This is a genomic window from Pseudoxanthomonas sangjuensis, assembly GCF_010211755.1.
GTDB classification, from domain to species: Bacteria; Pseudomonadota; Gammaproteobacteria; order Xanthomonadales; family Xanthomonadaceae; genus Pseudoxanthomonas_A; species Pseudoxanthomonas_A sangjuensis.
Genome location: NZ_PDWR01000009.1, coordinates 57,244 through 79,136 on the forward strand (window position 1 = coordinate 57,244; position 21,893 = coordinate 79,136).

21 protein-coding genes and 1 riboswitch are annotated in these 21,893 nt (G+C 70.7%); of the genes, 10 read left to right on the forward strand and 11 right to left on the reverse strand.

From position 1 onward, the window contains the following. The first annotated feature begins 185 nt into the window (after positions 1–185). Positions 186–590, forward strand: coding sequence for a DoxX family protein (locus CSC71_RS06565; protein ID WP_162373563.1), 405 nt, complete (start codon positions 186–188; stop codon positions 588–590). Between the two features lie 63 nt (positions 591–653). Here the strand turns inward: CSC71_RS06565 and CSC71_RS06570 are convergent, their stop codons facing one another. From CSC71_RS06570 to CSC71_RS06600, 7 genes are all read right to left on the reverse strand, one after another. Further along, positions 654–1,058, reverse strand: a complete 405-nt coding sequence (locus tag CSC71_RS06570) for a transposase (protein ID WP_162373564.1) — start codon at positions 1,056–1,058, stop codon at positions 654–656. Positions 1,059–1,619: 561 nt separating this feature from the next. Further along, positions 1,620–2,546 carry a LysR family transcriptional regulator gene (locus tag CSC71_RS06575; protein WP_162373565.1) on the reverse strand — a complete coding sequence of 309 codons (927 nt, stop codon included), beginning with the start codon at positions 2,544–2,546 and terminating at the stop codon, positions 1,620–1,622. A gap of 8 nt (positions 2,547–2,554) precedes the next feature. Next, positions 2,555–4,063, reverse strand: a complete 1,509-nt coding sequence (locus tag CSC71_RS06580; RefSeq protein ID WP_162373566.1) for a sensor histidine kinase — start codon at positions 4,061–4,063, stop codon at positions 2,555–2,557. 2 nt (positions 4,064–4,065) lie between these two features. Further along, on the reverse strand, positions 4,066–4,572 hold the full coding sequence (locus CSC71_RS06585; RefSeq protein ID WP_162373567.1) for a Rab family GTPase: 507 nt from the start codon (positions 4,570–4,572) through the stop codon (positions 4,066–4,068). Further along, positions 4,569–6,293, reverse strand: coding sequence for a hypothetical protein (locus CSC71_RS06590; RefSeq protein WP_162373568.1), 1,725 nt, complete (start codon positions 6,291–6,293; stop codon positions 4,569–4,571). Before CSC71_RS06590 ends, CSC71_RS06585 begins: the two co-directional genes overlap by 4 nt. A 17-nt stretch (positions 6,294–6,310) precedes the next feature. After that, positions 6,311–6,907, reverse strand: coding sequence for a hypothetical protein (locus CSC71_RS06595; protein ID WP_162373569.1), 597 nt, complete (start codon positions 6,905–6,907; stop codon positions 6,311–6,313). 107 nt (positions 6,908–7,014) lie between these two features. Next, a complete protein-coding gene (locus tag CSC71_RS06600) occupies positions 7,015–7,764 on the reverse strand; it encodes a GntR family transcriptional regulator (RefSeq protein ID WP_162373570.1) in 750 nt (249 codons plus the stop codon). Between the two features lie 136 nt (positions 7,765–7,900). Between CSC71_RS06600 and zwf the strand changes: the two genes are divergently transcribed. The 3 genes from zwf (at position 7,901) to CSC71_RS06615 (ending at position 10,734) form a co-directional block, all read left to right on the forward strand. Then, the gene (zwf, locus tag CSC71_RS06605) at positions 7,901–9,379 is read left to right on the forward strand and encodes a glucose-6-phosphate dehydrogenase (RefSeq protein ID WP_162373571.1); all 1,479 of its coding nucleotides are present in this window, start codon (positions 7,901–7,903) and stop codon (positions 9,377–9,379) included. 10 nt (positions 9,380–9,389) lie between these two features. Next, positions 9,390–10,103, forward strand: coding sequence for a 6-phosphogluconolactonase (pgl, locus tag CSC71_RS06610; protein ID WP_162373572.1), 714 nt, complete (start codon positions 9,390–9,392; stop codon positions 10,101–10,103). A 115-nt stretch (positions 10,104–10,218) separates the two neighbouring features. After that, positions 10,219–10,734 (forward strand): c-type cytochrome, encoded by a 516-nt coding sequence (locus tag CSC71_RS06615; protein WP_162373573.1) that lies wholly within the window; start codon positions 10,219–10,221, stop codon positions 10,732–10,734. 90 nt (positions 10,735–10,824) lie between these two features. Here the strand turns inward: CSC71_RS06615 and CSC71_RS06620 are convergent, their stop codons facing one another. Beyond that, positions 10,825–11,688 carry an EamA/RhaT family transporter gene (locus CSC71_RS06620; RefSeq protein ID WP_162373574.1) on the reverse strand — a complete coding sequence of 288 codons (864 nt, stop codon included), beginning with the start codon at positions 11,686–11,688 and terminating at the stop codon, positions 10,825–10,827. A 78-nt stretch (positions 11,689–11,766) separates the two neighbouring features. Between CSC71_RS06620 and CSC71_RS06625 the strand changes: the two genes are divergently transcribed. Next, positions 11,767–12,435: an alpha/beta hydrolase gene (locus CSC71_RS06625; RefSeq protein ID WP_162373575.1), complete on the forward strand. Its 669-nt coding sequence runs from the start codon at positions 11,767–11,769 to the stop codon at positions 12,433–12,435. After that, on the forward strand, positions 12,432–13,541 hold the full coding sequence (gene zapE, locus CSC71_RS06630; RefSeq protein WP_162373576.1) for a cell division protein ZapE: 1,110 nt from the start codon (positions 12,432–12,434) through the stop codon (positions 13,539–13,541). Before CSC71_RS06625 ends, zapE begins: the two co-directional genes overlap by 4 nt. Here zapE and CSC71_RS06635 read toward each other — a convergent pair. Then, a complete protein-coding gene (locus tag CSC71_RS06635) occupies positions 13,538–14,467 on the reverse strand; it encodes an alpha/beta hydrolase (RefSeq protein WP_162373577.1) in 930 nt (309 codons plus the stop codon). The two genes, zapE and CSC71_RS06635, sit on opposite strands and share 4 nt — an antisense overlap. A 212-nt stretch (positions 14,468–14,679) precedes the next feature. Then, positions 14,680–14,967: riboswitch (cobalamin riboswitch) on the forward strand. 291 nt (positions 14,968–15,258) lie between these two features. Between CSC71_RS06635 and CSC71_RS06640 the strand changes: the two genes are divergently transcribed. Then, entirely contained in the window at positions 15,259–17,568 is a 2,310-nt protein-coding gene (locus CSC71_RS06640) for a ribonucleoside-diphosphate reductase subunit alpha (RefSeq protein WP_246192048.1), read from the forward strand. 43 nt (positions 17,569–17,611) lie between these two features. Here the strand turns inward: CSC71_RS06640 and CSC71_RS06645 are convergent, their stop codons facing one another. Continuing rightward, positions 17,612–17,968, reverse strand: a complete 357-nt coding sequence (locus CSC71_RS06645; RefSeq protein ID WP_162373579.1) for a four helix bundle protein — start codon at positions 17,966–17,968, stop codon at positions 17,612–17,614. A gap of 67 nt (positions 17,969–18,035) precedes the next feature. Here CSC71_RS06645 and CSC71_RS06650 point away from each other — a divergent pair, with 67 nt between their 5' ends. Continuing rightward, entirely contained in the window at positions 18,036–19,082 is a 1,047-nt protein-coding gene (locus tag CSC71_RS06650; RefSeq protein ID WP_162373580.1) for a ribonucleotide-diphosphate reductase subunit beta, read from the forward strand. A 112-nt stretch (positions 19,083–19,194) separates the two neighbouring features. Continuing rightward, positions 19,195–20,565, forward strand: a complete 1,371-nt coding sequence (gene hglS, locus CSC71_RS06655; protein WP_162373581.1) for a 2-oxoadipate dioxygenase/decarboxylase HglS — start codon at positions 19,195–19,197, stop codon at positions 20,563–20,565. Positions 20,566–20,581: 16 nt separating this feature from the next. Here the strand turns inward: hglS and CSC71_RS06660 are convergent, their stop codons facing one another. Continuing rightward, a complete protein-coding gene (locus CSC71_RS06660) occupies positions 20,582–21,076 on the reverse strand; it encodes a GNAT family N-acetyltransferase (protein ID WP_162373582.1) in 495 nt (164 codons plus the stop codon). 143 nt (positions 21,077–21,219) lie between these two features. Here CSC71_RS06660 and CSC71_RS06665 point away from each other — a divergent pair, with 143 nt between their 5' ends. Then, positions 21,220–21,864: a glutathione S-transferase family protein gene (locus tag CSC71_RS06665; protein ID WP_162373617.1), complete on the forward strand. Its 645-nt coding sequence runs from the start codon at positions 21,220–21,222 to the stop codon at positions 21,862–21,864. The last annotated feature ends 29 nt before the right edge of the window (positions 21,865–21,893 follow it).

Genomic DNA, 21,893 nt, shown 5'->3' on the forward strand with positions numbered 1-21,893 from the left:
CTGCGGAAAGGGGGAATCCCGGCCCCGGGAATATGGGAAGACCTTGGCCTGGAAGACGCGGGGAGGCGGCCTGCCCGCAGACGCAGCGCCTCGTTTTCCTGCTTGCCTGCACGAAGGTCGCGCGCCTATCGTCGCCTCGCCGTCGCCGGCCCGGGACGGCCCACCACCAACTTGGGAGAGAACCGATGAAGGATTTCGCCGTGTTGCTGGGCCGCATCGGCCTGGCGCTGGTTTTCCTGTGGTCCGGCTGGGGCAAGCTGCAGGGCTACGACGCCACCGCGGCCTACATGGCGTCGGCCGGCGTCCCGGGCGCGCTGCTGCCGCTGGTGATCTTCGTCGAAATCGCCGGCGGCCTGGCCGTGCTGACCGGTGCGCTGACGTTCTGGGCGGGCACGGGCCTGGCCCTGTTCTCGCTGGCCTCGGCGTTCCTGTTCCACCGCGCGGCGCCGGGCATGGACGCGATGGCCGCGATGAACCAGCAGATCCACTTCATGAAGAACGTGGCGATGGCTGGCGGCCTGCTGGTGCTGGCCGCGCACGGACCGGGCGGCCACAGCATCGATGCGTGGCTGAAGAAGCGCAGGAAGTAGGCGTTCCGCCACGGTTCCGGCGTCCCCTCGCGCCCGCGCGGTGCGGGCGCGAACCGGCGCGTCTCAGCCGCGCTGGCGCTTGCGTTCGCGTCGCGACGCGATGTTGTCGGCGTATCTGCCGACCAGCGCGCGCAACGCGGCCTGCGCTTCGGGCAGCATGCCCATCGCCGCGATCACGCTGGGCCACAAGCCCTCGTCGTGCCAGCGCCCGAAGCGGATGTAGATGGTGTGCCAGCGGCCGTATTCGGCCGGGATGTCCGACCAGTAGGCCTCGGCCTGCGCGACCCACAGCACCGCCTCGACGAAACGCCGCGCATTGCCGCCGTTGTGCGCGCGCGCGCCGACCCGGCCGGGCAGCTCCGCTTCGATCCGGTTCCATTGCCGGTCGGTGAGCCGCAGCCGCGAGTGCCATTGCGGCGGCTTGGCCCGCTTCTGGCCATTGCTGTCCGTGGAAGTTTCCAGCGCCATTGCCCTGTCACCGAATATCGCGAAAGGATCGGGGGGCGGATGACCGCCCCCCGACGATGTCGCCATCGCGGCGACGGCCGGATCCGCGCGAGCTCGGGGAAGGCGTGCGGACCGGCTTCGGGGAAACAGGAAACGGGTTCCTGCCTCCCGACAGCCGCCAGTGGGGATAGACCGGCGGAAGCCTGAAATTTGGCGCCCCGTCCATGGGGCCTGGATCCCTGGGGGATCCCTTGCGGTCGCCGCCTGGCGACCGCAAGGGCGCAGGCCGGCCCCCATGCCTGCGTGTGCGGGTTCTGCTCGTCCGTAAGCGGAAGTCCGCACGTCACTGCTCCATGGCGCACATGGTTGGCGATGTGACTTGGGTCTCATAGCGGCCGGGCACGAACGCTTGGTTGCCGAAGCGCGAACGGTGCCGGCAGCGGCGCGGCGGCGAGCCCCCTGCCGCGCGCAAGCACCTTCGAATCGCCGCTGGCGAGGCTGGGAGACGCCCGGGGATGGAGGAGATTTCCCGGAAGCCGGCCAAGGGCGGCCCGGGACGCGCAGCGCGGCGCCTGGCGGCCGCTAGCCGCGGATCGCCGCTTCCATCGCCGCCTGCCAGGGCGGCGGATCGGTGATGCGCTCGGCGAGGAACCCGAGCAGGGACTGCACCTTCGGCGAATTGCGCCGGCTCTTCGGATAGACCAGCGAGACCGGCTCCGGCACCGGCGCGTGCTGCGGCAACAGCACGCGCAGCTGGCCGGCCACCACGGCATCGACCGCGACCGGGCCCGGCAACAGCGCGATGCCGAGCCCGGCGACCGCGGCATCGCGCAGGTGCACGGCGCTGCTGCTGCGCAGGCGCTCGCGCACCCGGCAGGCCTGCGCCTCGCCGCCGGACTGCAATTGCCAGAAGCCGTTGCCGTCGGCGAGCGCGTCGAGCAGGCCATCGTGCCCGGCCAGGTCGGACAGCGATTGCGGCGTGCCGTTCGCCTGCAGGTAGGCGGGGCTGGCGCACAGCCAGCGCCGGAACGCGGTCAGCGGCCGCGCGACCAGGGTCGAATCGCCGAGTCGGCCGACGCGCAACGCAAGGTCGAAATGGCTTTCGCTGAGGTTGGCGTCGCGCTCGCCGGATTCGACCTCGAGCAGCACTTCCGGGAATTTCGCCGCGAACGCGTCCAGCAGCGGCAGCAGCAGGCGCGCGCCGGCATCGCCCGGCACGGCGATGCGCAGGCGGCCCCTGACCAGCTGGTTGTGGCCGGCGACGAAGTCGTTGGCGGCGCCGACCGATTCGAGGATGCGCACGCACTTGGCGTAGTAGACCGCGCCGACCTCGGTGGCGCGCACGCTGCGCGAGGAGCGGTCCAGCAGCGAGGCGCCGAGTTCCTTTTCCAGTTCGGCGATGCGCCGGCTGACCACCGACTTGGTGGTGCCGAGCCGGCGCGCGGCGTCGGTGAAGCTGGCGGTTTCGACCACGGCGACCAGCGCGGTCATGTCGGCGAATTCGACCATGGCGACCGCTACGCCCCCATCGCCAGCAGTTCGGCGAGCACCGCGCGCAGCGTGTCGCGGTCGGCGTGCGGCGATGCGACCGCGCTGCGGCCGTCGCGCGTCCAGCCGGTTTCGCCGGTGCCCGCGGCGGCGTCGAGCAGCAGCACGGCGACGCCGGCTCCGCGGCCGAGTCCGCGCGCCAGTTCGCGGCCAGCGCCGTCGCCGAAGTCCGCCGACAGCACCAGCAGCGACACCGCGCCGTCGCGCAGCAACGCTTCGATCCGCGCCGGTTCCGTCGCCGCCAGCGCCGGCACGCCGAGCGCGGTCAGCACTTCGACCAGCGCCTCGGCGGTGCGCGCCGGTTGCGCCGCGACCACCGCGATGCGTTCGGCGCCGGTCCGGGCCGCCGCGCCCGCCCGTTCGCCCGCGTGCGATCGGGTGGGCGCGCCGACCACGCGCGCGACCGGCACGCGGATCCACAGTTCGTGGCCGCCGGCCTTGCGCGGGACCAGTTCGACCCTGGCCTTCATCCGCCGCAGCAGCAGTTGCGACGCCGCCAGCGCTAGGCTGCCGCCGGCATCGGTCTGCGCGAGCAGGTCGGAGCTGGTGGCCAGCGCGCCGAAGCGCTGCGCGTCGAAGCCGTCGGGCTCGCGCGCCAGTTCGATCTCCAGCGCGCCCGACGCGGCCGCCAGCGACACGGCGAGGCTGCCGGACTCGGCGCCGTCGAGCGCATGGATGACCAGGTTGATCAGCACCTGGCGCAACCCCAGGTCGTCGACCTCGACCGTCGCGCCGCGCTTGGGCAGGCGCACTTCGAACGCGATGCCCTGCGCGCACGCCTGCAGGCCGAAACTCTGCTGCAGCAGCGCGGCCAGCTGCGCCAGTTCCAGCACGCCGGGCGCGCCGTCGGCATCGGGCCCGCCGAGCGCGAGCAGCGCGTTGTTCGACATCGCCTCCAGCCGCACCGCGGCATGCTGGATCGCGGCGACCGAGCGCTGCGTGGCCGGGTCGTCGCGGTGGCGCTGGCCGAGCAGGCGCGCGTGTCCGGCCAGCAGCGCCAGCGGCGCGCGCATCTCGTCGGCGAGTCCGGCGAACAGCTCGGCGTCGCGGCGGAACGGTTGCAGCGCGCGCGGACGCGCGCGTCCGGCGCCGCCCTTCAGCATCGCCTTGCGCAGCTTCGCCTCGCGCAGTTCCGCTTCGTTGCCGGCCTGCTGCTTGCGCTGCAGCGCGCGTTGCAGTTCGGTCGCGTCGCGCAGCACGAAGTGGCAGCTGTCCTCTTCCTCGACCACGTGCACGTCGGCGTAGCGGCCCTCCGACAGCTCCACCGCCGGCACCAGGTCGGGCACGCCGGCGCCGCCGCCGCGCAGGTCGCGCAGGCGCCGGCACACGTCCTCGCGCGCGTCGCCGCCGGCGACGAACCAGTCGAGGTCGCCGACCACGTCGAGCAGCTCGCCGTCGCGGTCGAAGGTCACCACCACCGGCGGGCGCGGCGCGCCCCTGGCGGCGGAAGCGGCATGGCGCGGCGTCCTCGGGCCCACGGCTATGCGCCCTCCGCGACCGCCCGGGCCAGCGCGGCGCAGGCTTCCTCGACGCCGGCGCCGCTGAGCGCGCTGGCGCTGAACACCGGCAGCTGCGCGGCGAGCTTCTCGATCCGCGCCGGCGCCACCTCCCATTCGCCGGCCAGGTCGTTCTTGTTCACCAGCAGCACCGCCGGCAGCGCGCGGCCGAGCAGCCGCTGCGCCTGTTCGCGCAGTTCCAATGCGGTGTCGACGGTGTCGGCGCGGGTGCCGTCGGCGACCAGCAGCAGGCCGTGGCAGCCGCCGAGGTAGTTGGCGCGCATCTGGTCGAGCGCGTTGGCGCCGGCGATGTCCCACAGCACCAGGCGCAGTTCGTCGTCGCCCAGGCGCAGGGTCTTGCTGTCGACCTTGACCCCGACCGTGGTCAGGTAGGCCGGCGAGAAGGTGTTGCGCACCGTGCGCGCGACCGTGCTGGTCTTGCCGACCGCGAAATCGCCGAGCAGGCAGACCTTGCGCGACACCGAGCTCATCGCGCCGCCTCCCGCTTCGCCGGCATCGGCACCGCGACCACGCGCGCGCCGCGTTGCCCGATGGCCGCATCCGCCGCAGCCAGCGCCTGGTCGACCGCGACGTCGGAGGGCGCGCGCACTTCCGCGGCGAGCCGGCCGGCGAGCCATTCGGCGCGCTGCCGGCGCAGTTCGGCGTTCTGTTCGCCGCTGCCGGCGCCGTCGGTCAGGCCGGCGGTGCGGAAGCCGAACGCGATGTCGCCGCCGCCGGCCGCCTGCAGCCCGCGCACGCCGGCGACGATGCGCGCCAGCGCGGCTTCCGCGTCGGCGTCGGGCACGCCGGCGCCGCTGGCGAACGGGATCGTCAGCCGCTTGAGTTGCGCGCCCAGCGCTTCCACCCGCGCCTGCTGCGGGTACGCCAGCGCGCTGGCGTCGATGCCGGTCACCCCCGCCATCGCCAGCCCCGGCGGATCGTGGCGCAGGCGGTACCAGGTGGCGAACGGCACCTCGCCGCGCAGCTTCAGCACGCCCTGCGCGTCCGGCGGCAAGACGTTCTCTTTCGGCAGCCCCAGCGCGAGCGCGGCGCGCGCGGCGGTGAGCTCGGGTTCCAGCGACATGAAGCCGCGCAGCTTCCACCGCGCTTCGATCTTCGGGTGGGCTTGCGACAGCCATGCCTGCGGATCGGCGGCGGCGGGATCGCGCAGGCCCTCGATGCGCAGTTCGCCGCGGGCCGAATCGTCGAACTGCGTCACCACGACGCCGGGCATCGACGACAGCTGCCGGCGGATCCCGGCGACCTGCTTCGACCAGCTCCATGACGCCCACGCCCACCATGCCAGCAGGCCGGCGACGACGGCGAGCGCGCCCCACAGCACGTAGCGCGACGTATTCGATTGCGATTGCGGTTGCGGCGCGGCCGTGGCGTCGTCGCGCGCGTTGAGCGCGTCGAATTGCGGCTGTTCGAGCAGGCCGGCGCCTTCCGCGCCGACGCCCGTGCCCTCGGCCAGCGCCGCGCCGTGCCGCGCATGCAAGGCTTCGATCAGTTCATCGAGGCGGGTCGGGAAATCGACCGGCGGCACGCCGCGCACGAACGCGACCAGCCGCGCCTGCGGGCCTTCGCCGACTTCCAGCCGGTAGTCGCCGACAGTCGCCGAGTTGATCGCGTGGGCGTCGTCTCCCGACACCGAATCGCGCACGAACTGCTGGATCGCGGTGAACATGCCGGCGACCGCGTCGGCGTCGAGCTCGGGCAGCCCGCTGGCGGTCAGGTGGCCGAGCAGCAGGCCGGATTCGGGCTGGATCAGGAACAGGTGCTCGACCCGCCAGCTCGCGGTATGCCGCAACACGACCTGCGCGTACGGCACGCCGCTGCGCCAGGCTTCGACGCGCCATTTCAGCGAGCGCGGGCTCAGCGCGTTGTTGACCGCGCGGTCGATGTCGGCGGAGAGCTGGCGCATCGCTTCCTGGATCGAGCGCCGGATCGCCGGGCCGATCACCGGGAACACTGCGTTGACCACGGTTTCCGGCCTGCGCTGCACCGCCTGTTCGAGGCCGCTGACCGTGGCCTCGGCCAGCGCGCGGCTCAGCCGCGTCGGCCTGCCGCTGGCGAGGCCGCGTTCGATTTCGTCGGCGACGCGGTCGGGTACGCGCTCGCCGCTTTCGCGCAGGTCGGCCTGCAGCGCATCGAGGCGATCGCGCTCCTGGTCGAGCAACAACTGGCGAAGACGGTCGTATTCGCCGTTCATGCGTGGGACCTGCGTCCTCAGCGGCGCTTGCCGCCGCCCTTGCCCCCGGCGGTGACCACGTCCTGCGCGCCGCGCAGCCGCAGCGAAACCTCGGCCATCAGGTCGGCCAGGTCCTCGCGCGCCAGCTTCTCGCCGCCCAGCTCGTCGCGCGCGCTGGCCAGCGCCTCGCGCACCTGCTGCAGCGCGGCCTGCAGTTTCTGTTCGCTCTGCGCCAGCGCTTCGCGCGCGCGCGCGGCGGCGGCCTCGGCGTGGTCCTCGTGCTGCTGCAGCACGGCGTTGATTTCGTCGCGCTGGCTGCGCAGCGCCTGGCCGAAGCGGGTGTCGACGTCGTCGAGCGCGCTCTTGCGCGCGGCGCTCTCCTGGCGCAGCTGCTGCACCAGCTTCTCGATCTGCGGGGCCAGCCTGCTTTCCAGCGCCGCGATCCGCGCCTCGTAGTCGCCGGCGATGCGCGCGGCCTCGGCCTCGAGGCGGTCGCCGAGTTCCTTCATGCGCCGCTCGAAATCGCGCACGGTGCCGCCGAACATCAGTTCGCGGATCTGCTCCATCTTGTCGGCCGGTTCGGCGTTGGCTGCCGGTACGTTCTTGCCGATGCCCAGTTGTGCCTTGCCGCTCATCCGAACCTCCCGCCTCGTCTCGATCGTGCTGCGTGCCGCGCAAATGTGACTTCCGGAACATGGCGACCGCCCCGCGCGGCGTACGGGACGGCCAGCATAGGCCGCGCTTATTCGCTCTGCAATTCGGCGACGAAGTCGTAGGCGTCGCCGCGGTAGAACGAGCGCGTCGATTCGACCACGCGGCCGTCGCCGAGGAAGGCGCGGCGCTCGACCAGCAGGCCGGGGCTGCCGACCGGCAGCTGCAGGTGCCGCGCCGGTTCGTCTTCCAGTGCCACCGCGCGCAGCCGCTGTAGCGCGCGCTTCGGCCGGTGGCCCCAGTGGTCCAGCGCCTCGTACAGCGAGCCGGCGATGCGCTCGGGTTCCGGCAACAGCGACAACGGCACCAGGGTGCGTTCGATCGCGATCGGTGAACCGTCGACATGGCGCAGGCGGTACAGCCGGACCACACCGCTGCCCGGCGACAGGTTCAGCGCCATCGCTTCCTCCGGGGTGACCTCGCCGATGCTGCGCTCGAGGAAATCGACCTTCGGGTCGAGGCCGCGCTCGCGCAGGTCGTCGGTGAAGCCGGTCAGGCGCGAGAACGAACGCACGATGCGCTCGGCGACGAAGGTGCCGGCGCCCTGGCGCTGGGTCAGCAGGCCCTGCGCGATCAGCCCGGCCAACGCCTTGCGCACGGTGACGCGGGAGACGTTGAGCAGGCTGGCGAGGTCGCGCTCGCTGGGCAGGCTCTGCCCCGGCACCAGCACGCCGCTGTCGATCAGGTTGTTGAGGGCGCGGCGCAGGCGCAGGTAGGCAAGGGTGTGCCCGGTCTCGGCCTGCTGCAGGCGCTGATATTCGCGGGGAATGGCGGTAAGCATACCGGGAGCCTACCAATAAAGTACCAAGCATGCAATTGGTTTGCGGCCAATTTATTGATTTCCCGGCTTTCGCTCGCCAACTTGGTACTTCGGTGGTACTTTTGCGCTCCCGTTGTCCCGAGCCTGCGGAGTTGCCGTGACCGTCAAGACCATTCCCGTCGCCACCTTCGACCTGGTGATCTTCGGCGGCACCGGCGATCTGGCCCTGCGCAAACTGCTGCCGGGCCTGCTGCGCCGCTACGCCGACGGGCAGATTCCCGAGGACAGCCGCATCATCGGCGTGGCCCGCGATGCGCTCGGCGCCGACGGCTACCGCGCGAAGGTCGGCGCGGCGCTGGAGCGCGCCTGCTCCGGCGAAGAGGCGGTGCGCGCGAAGCTGCCGGCGTTCCTGTCGAAGCTGGACTACCACGCGCTGGACGCGACCAAGGACGCCGGCTGGGACGACTTCGCCGCATCGCTCACGTCCGCCGACGGCCGCGTGCGGGTGTTCTACCTGTCGACCAGCCCGGCCCTGTTCGTCGACATCTGCAACCGCCTGCGCGACCACGGCCTCAACGGCGAGCCGTCGCGGGTGGTGATCGAGAAGCCGATTGGCCACGACTCGGCCAGCGCCGCGCAGATCAACAACGCGGTCGGCGCCGCGTTCGCCGAGGGCCAGATCTTCCGCATCGACCACTACCTGGGCAAGGAGACGGTGCAGAACCTGCTGGCGCTGCGCTTCGCCAATATCCTGTTCGAGCCGCTGTGGAACGCCAACCGCATCGACCACGTGCAGATCACCGTGGCCGAGACCGTCGGCCTGGAGAAGCGCGCCAGCTACTACGACACCGCCGGCGCGTTGCGCGACATGGTGCAGAACCACCTGCTGCAGCTGCTGTGCATGGTCGCGATGGAACCGCCGGCGGCGCTCAGCGCCGACGCGGTACGCGACGAGAAGCTGAAGGTGCTGCGTTCGCTGCGCCCGATCCGCGCCGACGAGGTCGCGCAGATCACCGTGCGCGGCCAGTACAAGGCCGGCGCCAGCAGCGGCGGCGCGGTGCCCGGTTACCTCGAGGAGCTGGGCCGGGCCGATTCGCGCACCGAGACCTTCGTCGCGCTGAAGGCGGAAGTGGACAACTGGCGCTGGGCCGGCGTGCCGTTCTACCTGCGCACCGGCAAGCGCCTGCCCGAGCGCGTGTCGGAGATCGTGATCTGCTTCCGCGACGTGCCGCATTCGATCTTCGAGGACAGCGCCGGCCCGGTGGTGCCGAACAAGCTGGTGCTGCGCCTGCAGCCGGACGAAGGCGTCAAGCTGTGGCTGATGATCAAGGACCCGGGCCCGGGCGGCCTGCGCCTGCAGCACGTGCCGCTGGACATGAGCTTCGCCGAGGCGTTCGGCGTGCACCAGCCGGAAGCCTACGAGCGCCTGCTGATGGACGTGGTGCGCGGCAACCAGACGCTGTTCATGCGCCGCGACGAAGTCGAGGCGGCGTGGAAGTGGGTCGATCCGATCCTCGACGCGTGGGAACAGCTGCGCGATCCGCCGAAGCCGTACACCGCTGGCTCCTGGGGCCCGAGCGCCGCGGTCGCGCTGATCGAGCGCGACGGCCGCACCTGGCACGAGGACGCGGCGTAAGCCGGCCCGCATGCCCCCGTCCGTTACCGACGCAGCGATCGCGCTGCAGGCCTTCCCCGATGGCAACGCACTGGCCCGGGCGCTGGCGCAAGCCGTCGCCGACGACCTGCGCGCGGCGCTGGCCGAACGCGGCGCGGCCACGCTGGCGCTGTCCGGCGGCAACACGCCGAAGCGCTTCCTGCAGGCGCTGTCGGCACAAAGGCTGGACTGGCCGAAGGTGATCGTGACCCTGGTCGACGAGCGCTGGGTGCCCGAGGACAGCCCGCGCTCGAACGCCGCGCTGCTGCGCGCGAACCTGCTGCGCGACGAAGCCGCGGCGGCGCAGTTCCTGCCGCTGCACCGCGACGCCGACCAGCCCGAGGCGGCGCTGGACGCGCTGGAAACCGTGCTCGAGCCGCTGCTGCCGCTGGACGTGGCGGTGCTGGGCATGGGCAGCGACGGCCATACCGCGGCGTTCTTCCCCGGCGGCGACCGCCTCGCCGAGGCGCTCGCCCCCGCGTCGACCGCGCTGGTGCTGCCGATGCGCGCGCCCGGCGCCGGCGAGCCGCGGATGACCCTGACCCTGCCGGTGCTGCTGGCGGCACGGCGGCGCTACCTGCACATCGAAGGCGGCGAAAAACGCCGCGTGCTGGAGCAGGCCCTGGCCCCGGCCGGCGCCGCGCTGCCGGTCCGCGCCGTGCTGCAGGCCGTGCCGGCGCCGCTGCCGGTGTACTGGTGTCCTTGAGGCCGCCCGTCCCGGCCTGCTTATAATGCGGGCGTCCGCCGCCCCACGCGCGGTCGCAGTCGAGCCCTCCCGATACCCAGCCCCGCGCCCACGGGCGCGCCGCCACAGGTGGAAAGTGCGCAACTACGATCTGGTTTTCCTCAAGCATTTCTCGATGGTGATCGGTTTCCTGGTACTGGTGACGCTGGGGCTGATCCTGTTCGCCCGCCACCTGCACCACGCCCTGCCGCCGGAAGTCTCGCCGACCGCCAAGCAGCAGACCGAGGCGCGCATCGCCCCGGTCGGCGCGGTCTACGCCGGCGCCACCGGCGCCGCCGCGCAGGCGGCCGCGCAGGCCGCGGCGCTGGCGTCCGCCTCGGCCAACGCGGCCTACGGCGGCACCACCGACGGCAAGGTCATCTTCGACAACCTGTGCACCGCCTGCCACACCAGCGGCACCGGCGGCGCGCCGACGCTGGACAAGGCGCACTGGAACGCGCGCATCGCGCAGGGCACGGAAACGCTGTACAAGCACGCGATCGAAGGCTTCACCGGCAACGCCGGCATCATGCCGCCGAAGGGCGGCAACCCGGCGCTGACCGAGGAACAGATCCACGCCACCGTCGACTGGATGATCGGCAACCTGAAGTAAGCCGCTTCCGGCCGGACGCGAAAACGCCACCCCACGGGTGGCGTTTTCGTTTCCGCTCGCCGTTTCCCCCTCCACGGGGGCGACGGGCGATTACCGCGCGCCGAGCGCGACCAGCGCGATCGCGACCACCGCCAGCGCCAGGCCGATCCGGTTCCAGGCGCTGGTCTTCTCGCCGAACCCGACCGTGCCGACCAGCGTGCCCAGCGCGACCACGCCGATGTTCATCGTCGCGAACACCGTGGCCGGGCTGTGCGGCAACGCCTGGTGCGCGCGCACGTAGAAGAAGATGTTGGCGAAGTTCAGCGCGCCGAGCAGCAGGCCGCCGAACAGGCTGCGCACGGTGAGGCGGGTCTTCCCGCGCCAGGCGCGGACGGCCTGCAGCGCGGCCATCGCCGCGAACGCGAGCACGAAGCTCGCCTGCAGCGCGGTCATCGACGCCGTGCCCGACAGCGCGATGCGCTTGAGCAGCACGTCGACGCAGGCATAGCCGGCGCAGGTCGCCAGCAGCCACGGCCACGCCCGCCGCCACGGCGCCACGCCCCGCTCGGCCGGCCGCGCCAGGATCCCGGCCAGCGCGACGATGCCGACGCACAGGCCGCCCAGCTTCCATCCGTTCAAGGCCTCGCCGAACAGCGCGAACGCCGCGGCCAGCGACAGCAGCAGCGACAGGCGCTGCGCCGCGTCGCTGCGGACGATGCCCGACAACGCGACCGCGCGCGCGAACACCAGGAAGATCGCCGGCAGCGCGACGGCCAGCGCCAGCAGTTCCGGCCACGGCGCGCCCGTTTCGCGCAGCGGCGCGAGGGCAGGGCGCAGCAGCAGCGCGCACAGGACCGCGGCGACCGCGTAGTTCCAGGTCACCGCCTGGGCGACGTCGATGCCGAGGCGCGCGGCGCGCTTCAGCAGCACCGAGACGAGGACGCTGCAAAGGACGGCGAGGAAGAGAAAGGGCATGCGGGAAACGGGGAAAGTGGAACGGTTCGGGCCGTGCGCGCGCGGCGGCGGCGCGAACCGCGCGGTTATCATGTTCGCATGCCGAGCCCCGCTTTCCCCACCGAACCGACCACGCTGTCGCTGCCCGGCCCGGCCGGCGCGCTCGAGGCCGTGGTCGATCCGCCCGAGCCCGGCGTCGCCGCGCTTCCGGTCGTCGCCATCGTCTGCCATCCGCTGTCGACCGACGGCGGCACGATGCACAACAAGGTGGTGACGATGGCCGCGCGGGCATTGCGCGAACTCGGCATCGCCACGGTGCGCTTCAACTTCCGCAGCGTCGGCGCGTCGCAGGGCGAATTCGACCACGGCGTCGGCGAACTCGACGACCTGCGCGCGGTCGCGGCGTGGGTGCGCGAACAGCGTCCGCACGCCGCGTTGTGGCTGGCCGGCTTCAGCTTCGGCTCGTACGTCGCCCTGCGCGGCGCGCGGGAACTCGGCGCCGACGCGGTGATCTCGATCGCGCCGCCGGTCGCCGGCCGCGGCTGGGATTTCGGCCGGATCGACTTGCCCGAAGTGCCGTGGCTGGTGGTGATGGGCGAGGCCGACGAGATCGTCGCGCCGCAGGCGGTGTTCGACTGGGTCGATGCGTTGCCGCGCAAGCCGGTGCTGGTGCGCATGCCCGACACCAGCCACTTCTTCCACCGCAAGCTGATCGACCTGCGCGCGGCGATCCAGGACAGCGTGCGCGGCTGGCTGCCGCACGCATGAACGCCGCGCCGGAGAACGCCAGCGCGGCGCTGCCGTCGCGCCGCTACGCCGAGGGCGCGGCGCGCGGCGACTGGCGCGACGACCCGGCGCAACACCCGGCGCTGGCCGAGCTCGACCGCATCCACGCGGCGCTGCTCGATGCGCCGAAGGCCGGCTTCCTCGGCAAGCTGTTCGGCAAACCGACCGCACCCGTGCGCGGTTTGTACTACTGGGGCGAAGTCGGCCGCGGCAAGACCTTCCTGGTCGACCTGTTCTACGAAGGCCTGCCGATCCAGGCCAAGTACCGCACCCATTTCCACCGCTTCATGCGCAACGTGCACGAGCGCCTGCGCGCGCACGCCGGCGAGGCCGACCCGCTGGCGAAGATCGTTCGCGAGGCGCGCGGCCGGCTGCGCGTGCTGGTGCTCGACGAGTTCTTCGTCACCGACATCGGCGACGCGATGCTGCTGGCGCGCCTGCTGGAACGCCTGTTCGCCGAAGGCGTGACCCTGGTGACCACCTCGAACACCGCGCCGGAAAACCTGTACCGGGACGGCCTGCAGCGCGCTGGCTTCCTGCCGGCGATCGCGCTGCTGCAGCGGCACTGCACGGTGCTGCGCAGCGACGGGCAGGAGGATTACCGCCTGCGCGCGCTGACCCGTTCGCCGGTGTACCGCATCGCCGACGGCGACGGCGACGATACCTGGCTGGCGCAGCGCTGGAAGGAACTGGCCGGCGGCGAGGACGCGCGCGCCGGCAACATCGAGATCGATTCGCGCAAGATCCCGGTGCGCGGCCGCGGCCACGGCATCGCCTGGTTCGACTTCGCCGCGCTGTGCGAAGGCCCGCGCGGCACCACCGACTACATCGAGATCTCGCGCGAGTTCGGCACCGTGCTGCTCGGCGGCATCCCGCGCTTCGACGCGATGAACGAGGACGCCGCGCGCCGCTTCGTCAACTTCATCGACGAGGCTTACGACCGCCAGGTCAACCTGGTCTGCACCGCCGCCGCCGCGCCGCCGCTGCTGTACGCCGGCACGCGCCTGCAGGGCGCGTTCGAGCGCACCGCCTCGCGCCTGATCGAAATGCAGAGCGCCGAATACCTGGCCACGCCGCACCGCGCCTAGCGCCCGCGCACCCGCGCATCGACGTACCTGCCGACCGCGTTGGTGTATTCCGACGGCGCGCCGAGATCGCGGTTGATCTCCCCGTGGCCCATGTCCTCGGGCAGCAGCTGCATCGCGACGCCGAGCGTAGCCCCCTTGCGGGCGAACTTGCGGCCTTCGTCGCAAGGAGCGGTGGGGAAGCGGCGTTCGCTGGAACAGACGATCAGCATCGGCAGCGCGGCGCGGCGCAACCGGTGCTGCGGCGACGCGGCGACCCAGTCTTTTTCGTCGTCGCCGAACGCGTTGCGATACAGCCGCGGCACGCGCGGCAAACCCATCAGCGCCGGCACGTCGAGCGCGCCGCTGTCCAGCGACACCACGCCGCGCGCCGGCTGCGCCCCGGCGTCGGCGAGCATTCCCGGATCGGCGCCGAGCAGCGCGACCAGGTGCGCGCCGGCCGAGTGACCGACCAGCACGAACCGCTCCGCATCGACGTTCCATTCGGCCGCATGCTTCTGCGCCGCGGCGACCGCGCGCGCGACGTCGCGCGCCTGTTCCAGCGGCCTCGCGGCGGGCAGCATGCGGTAGTTGCCGGAAATCACCGCGTAACCCTTCGGCAACCAGTACGCCAGCTTGTTCTCGATGCCGGGGTTGGTCTTGTCGCCGTTGGCCCAGCCGCCGCCGTGGACGTAGAACACGACCGGCGCGTGCTTCGCGTTGGCCGGCAGGTACACGTCGAAACGCTGCGCCGGATCCGCGCCGTAGGCGACGTTGCGGATCGCCACGGCCCCGGCCGGCACGGCGACCGGACGTTCGCGCCTGCTGGCCTCGCGCGCCTGCTGCAGACGCTCGCGCAGGCCGGATCCGGGCTGCGACGACGACGCGACCGGCACGGTCGCGGCGGACAGGCACAGACACAGCAGGCAGCGGCCAAGCATGGTGTTCATGACGTTCTCCGGCGAGGGTTGCGGGCGGTTTCGCGCGCTTGGCAACGTCCGGCCTGCGCGCCGGGATGACGCCTCCGGCCGGTGCGGGCGATGGCATTGGGGGAAGAGACAGGAACCCTGGGCGGGCAGGGACCGAAACCGGGATTCCACTCGCGGCAGTCCTTTCCGCGCGCCACCTCACCACATCTTCCGTTGACGCTGCCGCTCGACCCCACTATCTTGTGGCCGTCGGTTCCGTTGGCCGCAAGCCAACGGATCAAAAGGGAAGCCGGTCGAATGCCGGCGCTGCCCCGCAGCGGTAGGTGGAAACGAACCCGTCATTGGCACTGAGGCGACGCCTCGGGAAGCGACGGGCTAGGAAAAAGCGAGGAACGAGCGAAGAGAAGTGGGAAACGAGTAAGAGCGAAAGCATTGCCTTTGCGCTCACTCCTCACGCCTCTCCGCTCGTTCCTCGCTCCAAGTCCACGAGCCCGAAGACCTGCCGACAGCCGCGCGCAGCACGCCGCGCGGTGCCGGCCGCAGGATCTCCGGGGGGAGATGGCTGGCGAAGCAGGGCCGGCCGCGATCCCGCGTTGCCGTCGCGCCCGTTGCGACGCCGCTTTCCCATCCTCCACGGCATCCCCGGCCCTCCACGGCCTGCGAGGGACGGCCGTCCGTGCGCCCGCATTTGGAGGAACGCCATGAGCCAGACCCTGCTTCAAGCCGGCACGGACGCCGTCGCCGCCGGCGAAGCCGCCCCGTCTTCGAACCACGCCCTGTTCGCGCTGACCCCGCCGCCGACCGCGACGGCGATGAGCGTGACCAAGCGCAACGGCGTCCGCGAGCCGGTCGACCTGAACAAGATCGTGCGCGCGGTGCAGCGCTGCTGCGACGGCCTGCACGCGGTCGACCCGATGCGCGTGGCCACGCGCACGATCTCCGGCCTGTACGACGGCGCGACCACGCGCGAGCTGGACGAACTGTCGATCCGCACCGCCGCGCTGCTGACCGGCGAGGAACCCGAGTACGGCCGGCTCGCCGCGCGCCTGCTCGCCAACTACATCGGCAAGGAAGTGGCCGGGCAGGAAATCCACGCGTTCTCGCAGTCGGTCGCGCGCGGCTTCGATGTCGGCCTGATCAACGACCGCCTGCTCGGCTTCGTCCAGGCCAACGCGCGCAAACTCAACGACGCGCTCGACCCGGCGCTCGACCTGCGCTTCGACTACTTCGGCCTGCGCACGCTGTACGACCGCTACCTGCTGCGCCACCCGCACACGCGCAAGGTCATCGAGACGCCGCAGCAATTCTTCCTGCGCATCGCCTGCGCGCTGAGCGGGGACGTGGCCGAAGCGCTGGCGCTGTACCGGTGCATGGGCGACCTCGACTACCTGCCATCGTCGCCGACCTTGTTCAACGCCGGCACCCGCCACGAGCAACTGTCGTCGTGCTTCCTGCTCGATTCGCCGCAGGACTCGCTGGAATCGATCTACCAGCGCTACGGCGACATCGCCCAGCTGTCGAAGTTCAGCGGCGGCATCGGCGTCGGCTACAGCCGGGTGCGCTCGCGCGGCTCGCTGATCAAGTCCACCAACGGCCACAGCAACGGCATCGTGCCGTGGCTGAAAACGCTGGATTCGTCGGTCGCCGCGGTCAACCAGGGCGGCAAGCGCAAGGGCGCGGCCTGCGTCTACCTGGAAACCTGGCACGCCGACATCGAGGACTTCCTCGAGCTGCGCGACAACACCGGCGACGAGGCGCGGCGCACCCACAACCTCAACCTCGCCAACTGGGTGCCGGACCTGTTCATGAAGCGGGTCGAAGCCGACGCCGAATGGTCGCTGTTCGACCCGCGCGCGGCGCCGGAACTGGCCGACCTGTACGGCGAGGCGTTCGAACGCGCCTACGAACAGGCCGAAGCGCAGGGCAGGGCGGCGAAAACGATCCCGGCGCGCAAGCTGTACGCGCGGATGATGCGCACGCTGGCCGAGACCGGCAACGGCTGGATGACCTTCAAGGACAAGTGCAACCGCGCCGGCAACCAGACCGTGAAGGCCGGCAACGTGATCCACCTGTCGAACCTGTGTACCGAGATTCTCGAAGTGACCTCGGCCGAGGAAACCGCGGTCTGCAACCTCGGCTCGATCAACCTGGCCCGGCATATCGACGCGCACGGCGAATTCGACTTCGACAAGCTGGCCGAGACCGTGCGCCTGGCGGTGCGCCAGCTCGACCGCGTCATCGACCTGAACTTCTACCCGATCGAGACCGCGCGCCGCGGCAACCTGCGCTGGCGCCCGGTCGGCCTCGGCTGCATGGGCCTGCAGGACGTGTTCTTCAGGCTGCGCCTGCCGTTCGACGGCGAACCGGCGCGGGCGCTGTCGAGGAAGATCGCCGAAACGATCTACTACCACGCGCTGGAGACCTCGTGCGAACTGGCCGAAGAGCGCGGCCCGCACCCGTCGTTCGCCGACACCCGCGCGGCGGCCGGCGAATTGCAGTTCGACGCCTGGGGCGTGCAGCCGGACGACGATGGCCGCTGGGAAACCCTGCGCGACCGCATCGGCGAACACGGCCTGCGCAACTCGCTGCTGATCGCCATCGCGCCGACCGCGACGATCGCTTCCATCGCCGGCTGCTACGAATGCATCGAGCCGCAGGTCAGCAACCTGTTCAAGCGCGAGACGCTGTCCGGCGATTTCCTGCAGGTCAACCGCTACCTGGTCGCGGAACTGAAGAAGCTCGGCCTGTGGACGCCGGAGATGCGCGACGCGATCAAGCTGGCCGACGGTTCGATCCAGGGCATCGCGGAGATCCCGGAAACGCTGCGGCAGATCTACCGCACCGCATGGGAGTTGCCGATGCGCTCGCTGATCGACATGGCCGCCGAGCGCGGCGCCTACATCGACCAGTCGGCGTCGCTGAACCTGTTCATGGAAAGCCCGAACATCGGCGCGCTGTCGTCGATGTACATGTACGCGTGGAAGCGCGGCATCAAGACCACGTACTACCTGCGCTCGCGGCCGGCGACCAGGATCGCGAAGACGACGGTGGCGGCGTATGCGCCGGCGCAGGCGGTGGCGTGTTCGCTGGAGAATCCGGAGAGTTGCGAAGCCTGCCAGTAGGAGAGAGCGGAGAGGAGCGAGGAGTGCGCGAGAGCGAAACTCCTTACCATTCGGTTCTTTCCTTACGTCTCAGTACGGTCGGCATGCGGCTGATTTCGTCGATCAGCCGCATGGGCTCCATCAACGACCCGGACGGTAGCCAGGAGATGCGTTCACAAAGGGCTAGTTGCGTACGGAGTTCGGACAGCGAGCCGTGGGCGATGGCAAGGAACTGGCTTCTCTCGCGCTTCGACTCCCGCGTCCAGCCTTCGGCGATGTTGCCCGCAACCGATACCGCCGACCGAGTGATCTGCAGGCGGATCCCGTACCGCTCCTGCGCAGGCAAGCCGGCCGAACTCATGCAAACGAGTTCAGCCAGCCGAATCGCCTTCTTCCAGACAACCGTTTCCTGATAGTGCATGCGCTCCTCCTGCCCATCGAGTCTGCACAACCAAACCCCTTTCCCCCATCAGAAAATTCCCATTCCCATGTCCTCCAGCGCCCCGCTCACTCCTCGCTCCTCTCCGCTCACTCCTCGTTTGCTCGATCCGGGCTTCGAACTGACCCTGCGCCCGATGCGCTACCCGCGGTTCTACGAGATGTACCGCAACGCGATCCGCAACACCTGGACGGTCGACGAGATCGACTTCCAGATCGACAGCTCCGACCTGCACCACAAGATGTCGCCGGCCGACCGCCACCTGATCCACCGCCTGGTCGCGTTCTTCGCTACCGGCGATTCGATCGTGTCGAACAACCTGGTGCTGAACCTGTACCAGCACCTCAACGCGCCCGAGGCGCGCATGTACCTGTCGCGGCAGCTGTACGAAGAGGCGCTGCACGTGCAGTTCTACCTCACGCTGCTGGACAACTACCTGCCCGACCCGGGCGAGCGCGCCAAGGCCTTCGCCGCGGTGGAGAACATTCCCTCGATCCGCAAGAAGGCCGAGTTCTGCTTCAAGTGGATCGATTCCCTGCAGGATCTGCGCCGCATCGAGACCCGTGACCAGCGCATGCAGTTCCTGCTCAACCAGATCTGCTTCGCGGCGTGCATCGAGGGGCTGTTCTTCTTCGCCGCGTTCGCCTACGTCTACTACTTCCGTTCGCGCGGGTTGCTGCCGGGGCTGGCCAGCGGCACCAACTGGGTGTTCCGCGACGAGAGCTGCCACATGGAATTCGCGTTCGAGTGCGTGCGCACCGTGCGCGCGGAAGAGCCGGACCTGTTCGACGAACGGATGAAGGCGCAGGTCTACCGGATGCTGGAGGAGGCGATCGACTGCGAACTGCAGTTCGCCGAGGACGTGCTGTCCGGCGGCGTCGCCGGCATCTCGACCCGCGACATGCGCCAGTACCTGCAGCACTGTGCCGACCAGCACTTCGCCAAGCTCGGCATGGAGAAACGCTACAACGTGCGCAACCCGCTGCCGTTCATGGAATTGCAGGACGTGCAGGAGCTGACCAACTTCTTCGAACGACGCGTCTCCGCCTACCAGGTCGGCGTGCAGGGCGAGGTCAGCTTCGACGTCGCTTTCTGAACCCCGGGCGGCGCCACGCCCGCGAACACGCCTTGCCCCGCCGTCGGCCGGCTGACGCGCGGGCGGCGGGTCGGCGACAATAGGCGTCCGATCTACGCCGCCGCACGCCCGCATGCCCCCTGCCTTCGTTTCCCCCGACCGCATCCGCAGCCTGTTCGCGCGGGCGATGTCCGACATGTACCGCGCCGAAGTGCCGCTGTACGGCACGCTGATCGAGCTGGTCGCGCGGATCAACGCCGACACGCTGCGCGCCGACCCGGCGCTGGCCGCGCAGGTCGAACGCAATGGCGAACGCGAGCGCCTCGACCTGGAGCGCCACGGCGCGATCCGCGTCGGCAGCGCCGCCGAGCTGTCGATGCTGCGCCGGCTGTTCGCGGTGATGGGCATGTTCCCGGTCGGCTACTACGACCTGTCGGTGGCCGGCGTACCGGTGCATTCGACCGCGTTCCGCCCGCTCGACGGCGCGTCGCTGGCGGCCAACCCGTTCCGCGTGTTCACCTCGCTGCTGCGCCTGGAGCTGATCGGGGACGCCGCGCTGCGCCAACAGGCCGCCGCGATCCTTGCCGGGCGCGACATCTTCACCGCAGGCGCGCGCGAACTGATCGCCAAGACCGAGCGCGATGGCGGTCTGGACGAAGCCGACGCGCAGCGCTTCGTCGCCGAGGCGCTGGAGACCTTCCGCTGGCACGGCGACGCCACCGTGTCGCTGCACGACTACCACGCGCTGCATCGCGCGCACCGGCTGGTCGCCGACGTGGTCTGCTTCCGCGGCCCGCACATCAACCACCTGACCCCGCGCACGCTCGACATCGACGCCGCGCAGGCGGAAATGCAGCGCCGCGGCATCGACGCCAAGGCGGTGATCGAAGGCCCGCCGCGGCGCGCGGTGCCGGTGCTGCTGCGCCAGACCAGCTTCAAGGCGCTGGAGGAAACGGTCAGCTTCCCCGATGCGGAAGGCAGGCTGGCGCCGGGCACGCACACCGCGCGCTTCGGCGAGATCGAGCAGCGCGGGCTGGCGCTGACGCCGAAGGGCAGGGCGCTGTACGACGCGTGCCTGGCCAAGGTGCGCAACATGCAAGGCGCGGGCAGCACGCCGGGCGATTACCAGGAGAGGCTGGCCGCGGCGTTCGCCGATTTCCCGGACACGCCCGACGAGCTGCGCCGGCAGGGGCTCGGCTCTTTCCGCTACCGGCCGACCGGCGCCGGCGCGAAGCCGTCGGCGGACGAGCGCGAGACGCTGCCGCCGGAAGCATGGGTCGCCCGCGGTTACGCCAGCGCCGACCCGATCGTCTACGAGGATTTCCTGCCGGTCAGCGCGGCGGGCCTCTTCCAGTCGAACCTCGGCGGCACCGAGCAGCGCGCCTATGCGGCGAACGAGAACCAGGCCGAGTTCGAGGCCGCGCTCGGCGCGAAGGTCGACGATCCGTTCGCGCTGTATGCGCGGCTGCAGGAAGAATCATTGGCCGCACTGCGCAAGGCCTGAGCCGCCGCGCCCGGCTTCAGGCGCCCACCAGTTTCTCCTTCAAGGCGGCCACGCCCGCCACTAGGTAGAGGTAGGGCGCCACGACGGGGTCGTGCTCGGGGTAGTCGGCCTCCCGGAAGCCCAACCCGCGATACAGCCGGGCGGCGCGGACATTGTCCCTGGCCACGAACAGCGAGCACTCGCCGGCATCGAATTGTCGCGAACCCAGTTCGGCCAGCGCGCCGATCAGATGGCGACCGAGGCCCCCGCCACGATGCCCGGGGGCGACGACCAGTCTTCCCAGATGGCACCGGCCGACTCTTTCGTAGTACTGGCCGAAGGCGAGCGGCCGGCCGTCGGCATCGACCCGCACGAAGGAAGGTAATTCGCGGACCCGCGTGTCTTCGACGAAAGTGGCCACGGTAAACGGATAGCGGAATTGCGGGCCGCCCCAGACCAGGCAACTGTGCCGGTCCGGGAACCAGCCCATGAGTTGCCGCAGGTGCTCGTCCGTCGCGCGTTCCAGGTTCATCGACCCGTATGCTCGCACAACGGATTCGCCGCCATCGGGAAATTTCCCGGCCGGCCTGTCGAATTCCGTTCCCGCTGCCCGTCCATGTCTATGCAGGCCATGGCAACCGGCCGGCACGCCATTCAATCACCCGGAGCGTCCCCGTGATTCCCACCATTACCGCTTTTGAAAGGTCGCCCGACGGCGGCAAGGGACTGGCGCGCGACACCCGCGTGCGCTGGGCGCTCGAGGAAGTGGGCCAGCCTTACGAAGTTCGCCTGGTTTCGTTCGCCGCGATGAAGCAGCCCGCGCACCTGGCGCTCCAGCCATTCGGCCAGATTCCGACCTACGAGGAAGGCGACCTGGTCCTGTTCGAGACCGGCGCGATCGTGTTCCACATCGCGGAACGCCACACCGGGCTGCTGCCGGGCGATGCCGATGCCCGGGCGCGCGCGCTGGCGTGGATGTTCGCCGCGGTCAACACGGTGGAGCCGCCGATCCTCGAACTCTCGATCGCCCACGTGCTGGAGCACGACAAGCCCTGGAACCAGGAACGCCTGCCCCTGGTCGGGGAGCGCGTCCGGAATCGGCTGGAACAGCTGTCCGCCCATCTCGGCGATGGCGAATGGCTCGAAGGCGCGTTCAGCGCCGGCGACTTGATGATGGTGTCGGTCCTGGACCGGCTGAGATCGGGAATCCTGGATGAATTCCCGAACCTTTCCGCCTATGTCGCCCGCGGCAAGGCCCGACCCGCCTACAAGCGCGCTTTCGCTGCCCAGCATGCGCTTTACGCCGGGAAGAATCGATGACCTCCGGCGACCCGGATGCGAAGGACGGC

Bases quoted from the DNA above. Each gene is read 5' to 3' on its own strand.
- CSC71_RS06625 (WP_162373575.1), top strand. From the start codon at position 11,767: ATGCCGAGCCCCGCTTTCCCCACCGAACCGACCACGCTGTCGCTGCCC.
- CSC71_RS06570 (WP_162373564.1), bottom strand. From the start codon at position 1,058: ATGGCGCTGGAAACTTCCACGGACAGCAATGGCCAGAAGCGGGCCAAG.
- CSC71_RS06650 (WP_162373580.1), top strand. From the start codon at position 18,036: ATGTCCTCCAGCGCCCCGCTCACTCCTCGCTCCTCTCCGCTCACTCCT.
- CSC71_RS06595 (WP_162373569.1), bottom strand. From the start codon at position 6,907: ATGAGCGGCAAGGCACAACTGGGCATCGGCAAGAACGTACCGGCAGCC.
- CSC71_RS06645 (WP_162373579.1), bottom strand. From the start codon at position 17,968: ATGCACTATCAGGAAACGGTTGTCTGGAAGAAGGCGATTCGGCTGGCT.
- CSC71_RS06620 (WP_162373574.1), bottom strand. From the start codon at position 11,688: ATGCCCTTTCTCTTCCTCGCCGTCCTTTGCAGCGTCCTCGTCTCGGTG.
- CSC71_RS06590 (WP_162373568.1), bottom strand. From the start codon at position 6,293: ATGAACGGCGAATACGACCGTCTTCGCCAGTTGTTGCTCGACCAGGAG.
- zapE (WP_162373576.1), top strand. From the start codon at position 12,432: ATGAACGCCGCGCCGGAGAACGCCAGCGCGGCGCTGCCGTCGCGCCGC.
- CSC71_RS06600 (WP_162373570.1), bottom strand. From the start codon at position 7,764: ATGCTTACCGCCATTCCCCGCGAATATCAGCGCCTGCAGCAGGCCGAG.
- CSC71_RS06565 (WP_162373563.1), top strand. From the start codon at position 186: ATGAAGGATTTCGCCGTGTTGCTGGGCCGCATCGGCCTGGCGCTGGTT.
- CSC71_RS06635 (WP_162373577.1), bottom strand. From the start codon at position 14,467: ATGAACACCATGCTTGGCCGCTGCCTGCTGTGTCTGTGCCTGTCCGCC.
- CSC71_RS06585 (WP_162373567.1), bottom strand. From the start codon at position 4,572: ATGAGCTCGGTGTCGCGCAAGGTCTGCCTGCTCGGCGATTTCGCGGTC.
- pgl (WP_162373572.1), top strand. From the start codon at position 9,390: ATGCCCCCGTCCGTTACCGACGCAGCGATCGCGCTGCAGGCCTTCCCC.
- CSC71_RS06660 (WP_162373582.1), bottom strand. From the start codon at position 21,076: ATGAACCTGGAACGCGCGACGGACGAGCACCTGCGGCAACTCATGGGC.
- hglS (WP_162373581.1), top strand. From the start codon at position 19,195: ATGCCCCCTGCCTTCGTTTCCCCCGACCGCATCCGCAGCCTGTTCGCG.
- CSC71_RS06575 (WP_162373565.1), bottom strand. From the start codon at position 2,546: ATGGTCGAATTCGCCGACATGACCGCGCTGGTCGCCGTGGTCGAAACC.
- CSC71_RS06640 (WP_246192048.1), top strand. From the start codon at position 15,259: ATGAGCGTGACCAAGCGCAACGGCGTCCGCGAGCCGGTCGACCTGAAC.